The sequence below is a fragment of the Mesorhizobium sp. BH1-1-5 genome, assembly GCF_020165615.1.
In the GTDB taxonomy this organism is placed as follows: Bacteria; Pseudomonadota; Alphaproteobacteria; order Rhizobiales; family Rhizobiaceae; genus Mesorhizobium.
On the sequence record NZ_JAIUIM010000057.1, the window covers coordinates 1 to 2966 of the forward strand.

The following is a 2966-nucleotide window of genomic DNA, read 5'->3' on the forward strand; positions in this document are numbered from 1 at the left end:
ACGGCGAAACGCCCTATCTCTTTGTTTTTACGCAACTCCGGACGGAAAACCGCTCACGCTTTTCCTGGAATTGCTCTAGCCGGCCGCTTGCTGAGGCTGCAGCCTCGGCAGCGCGATCCTCAGCGCGGCGATGCATCCCAGGACGGCCAGAGGCACGAAAGCGAGGAACAGCCAGCCGGCAACGCCTGCGGCCGCTTCACGGTTGAGGCCCTCCGAGAAGCCGCTGGCGTTGGCGACGATGCCGGCAAGCGCCGCGCCCACCGCATAGCCGATGCGCTGCATGGTCGGCACGGCGGCTGAGGCGATCGTCTGCTCGCCGTCGCGCGCCGAAGCGACGATGACGCGCGTGAGGAAAGGCCAGCAAATGCCGAAGCCGCCGCCCTGCAGCAGGGCGCAGAGCAGGATCAGCGGGATCGAGCCTGCCGGGATGGTGTAGGCGAAGCCGGCGAGGCCGGAGGCGATCATCAATGCGCCGACGACGATGATCAGTCTCTCGCGCTCCAGCGGGGCATTGGCGATGAGGATCGACAGGACCGACCAAGCGATCGATTCGGCGGCGATGATGTAGCCGGTGGTCAGGATCGGAATGCCGTGCAGCGTGGTCAGAAGCAGCGGCCCGTAAATGGTGAAGGTGCAGGTCGCCACGGAGAATGCCGCAACCATGGTCATGCCGCTGCCGAGCGGCGAGCGCCATGAAAACAAAGGCGACGGAAAGAGCCGCGATTGTGGCCTGAGGGCATCGATGCGGAAAAACAGCGCCAGACCGATCAGGCCGAGGAGGAGGAGCAGCGACGAGCGCAACAGGGCGATATCGATGCCGGCGGCGGCGATCAGCACGACGCTGAGGGCGAGACAGGCGAGCGCCGGATAGGGGAAGGGTGGTGCCTTGCCGCTGCTCTCCCGTGGCTTCCTCGCCTCGGGCGTGTCGAGCACGATGAAGCTTGCCAGCGCCATCGCCGCGCCGCCGAAGGTGAAGATGCCGAAAGCCCAGCGCCACGACAGGAACTCCGTCATGAGCGCGCCGAGCATCGGGCCGCTGAAGGCGGCAACGCCCCAGACCGCGGACATGATGCCGAAGAGCTGCGGCCAGATGTTGCGAGGAAACAGGCGCTCGACCGAGACGAAGGCGAGCGACACGAGGGCGCCGCCGCCAAGCCCTTCGACAAGGCGCCCGATGAGGAACAACGGCATGGAAGGCGCCGTGGCGCAGATCAGCGCGCCGACCGCGTAGAGCAGCGCGGCGACCATCATGTTGGAGCGCAGGGCGACATAGCTGACCAGCCGGCCGGCCGCGGCACCGGCGACGATCGCGCCGAGCTCATAGATCGCCAGCGACCAACCGACCAGCTGTACGCCCGCGAGCTCGCCGACCATGGCCGGCATCACCGTCGCCACCATCGTCTCGTTGGTGGCATGCAGCAGGATGCCGAGGCTGACGAAGCAGAAGCGCGCCAGGTCGCCGCTCGCCCACAGCGCCCGCCAGTCCACTCTGTTGTCCGATTCCCTGCTCAAGGCGCTCTCCCGATGCTTAGAGCAGTTCAGCAATTCGATGGAATCGCCGATCTGCTCCAACTCTCTGTTTTCACGCAATTCCGGACGGAAAACCGCTGCGCAGTTTTCCTGGAATTGCTCTATCGGGCACGTCTCTAGAACCTCAAGCGGACTTGAGCTCAAGCGAATTCTTTCCGCAGCGAGGCAGTCAATTTGCCGTGCTGCGCAGCTGGAACTGGCTGACGCCGATGGCGATGTTGAGACCGGTCTGCGTCTGGACGCTGAGCGGCTGCAGGGTGAAGGCGTTGCCGGTGCCGCCGACCAGAAGATTGGCGCCGGCTCCGATCGCGGCGGTCACTTCGGCGCTGGCGCCGACATAGTCGCCGGCGAGCGCGCCCGGGGCATAGATGTTGTTCATGGGCGTCAGCACCAGCCAGCGCATCACGCTCTGGGTGGTGGTGCCGATATCGAGACCGTATTTGTTGATGGCGCCGAAATAGGCTTCCGGCGCGAAGGTCTTGTCGGCCGGCGTGAAGGTGCAGCTCAGATCCTTGCTGGAACCGAAGACGAAGCTGGTGCCGCCGCCGATGGCGCAATCCAAAACGCCGAGCTCGACGCCGCCGGTCTCCGCTTGAGCTTTCCCTGCCAGCGCGGCGATCGCGATCGCGGCTGCGACGATGATCCTCGACATGGTGCTCCCCCTCTTGTTTTGACGCAATTCCGGACGGAAAACCGTGTCACACTTTTCCTGGAATTGCTCAAAGGAACGCGGCCCGGAACGGCTACAATGTCCTGTTCCGGGCCGCGCGTATAGGGAGCCGATGTCGTCGCCCGCTGGTGCTTACTTGTAGGAGTGGACGAGATCCAGCGATGCCACAGCGACGGCCAGGTTGACGCCGGTCTGTGCCTGGACGCTGAGCGGCTCCAGCATGAAGGCTCCGTCGAGGCCGCCGACCAGGAGGTTGGCGCCGCCGCCGGTCACCACGGAAGCCTCGGCGTTGACGCCGTAATAGCTGCCGGCGAGGTCGCCCGCCTCATGATGACGCGTGGCGGCAAGCACTGCCCAAACGAGTTGGCCCTGATGCGTCTGGCCGAGGTCGACACCGAGCTTGGAGATCATGCCGGTATACTGCTCGGCCGGCCCGTGATGATACGGGCGGAAGGTGCAGGAGACGCCCTTGTTCGACGTGATGACGTAGCCGACGCCGCCGTCGATCGTGCAATCGAGCGTGCCGAGCTGGAGCGTGCCGGCGCTTACCGGATAAGCGAGGACCGTGGCGGCAAGCGCGGCAGCGGCACAGGCAAGAGTTTTGATCATTGGAAAGGTCCTTTCGCGAAAATTTTGGCCCCGGCTTAAACGATCGAGGTGCGTCGAGCGTTCCGCCGAAAACTTGGCGCGAACATGGCAAAGGTTAACGCATCGCCTTGGGCGGTTAATGGATCGCTATCGGCGTTCCCGCGGCGCAACACTGCGC

General features: G+C 64.8%; 3 protein-coding genes. All 3 read right to left on the reverse strand.

What is annotated here, in order from left to right:
* Window positions 1-75: 75 nt before the first annotated feature.
* A complete protein-coding gene (locus LB572_RS34260; RefSeq protein WP_224670909.1) occupies window positions 76-1512 on the reverse strand; it encodes an MFS transporter in 1437 nt (478 codons plus the stop codon).
* A gap of 187 nt (window positions 1513-1699) precedes the next feature.
* Window positions 1700-2182 (reverse strand): DUF992 domain-containing protein, encoded by a 483-nt coding sequence (locus tag LB572_RS34265; RefSeq protein WP_224670910.1) that lies wholly within the window; start codon window positions 2180-2182, stop codon window positions 1700-1702.
* Between the two features lie 150 nt (window positions 2183-2332).
* On the reverse strand, window positions 2333-2809 hold the full coding sequence (locus LB572_RS34270; RefSeq protein ID WP_140808291.1) for a DUF992 domain-containing protein: 477 nt from the start codon (window positions 2807-2809) through the stop codon (window positions 2333-2335).
* Window positions 2810-2966: the final 157 nt, after the last annotated feature.

Coding starts and splice junctions, on each gene's coding strand:
- LB572_RS34265 (WP_224670910.1), bottom strand. CDS start 2,182: ATGTCGAGGATCATCGTCGCAGCCGCGATCGCGATCGCCGCGCTGGCA.
- LB572_RS34270 (WP_140808291.1), bottom strand. CDS start 2,809: ATGATCAAAACTCTTGCCTGTGCCGCTGCCGCGCTTGCCGCCACGGTC.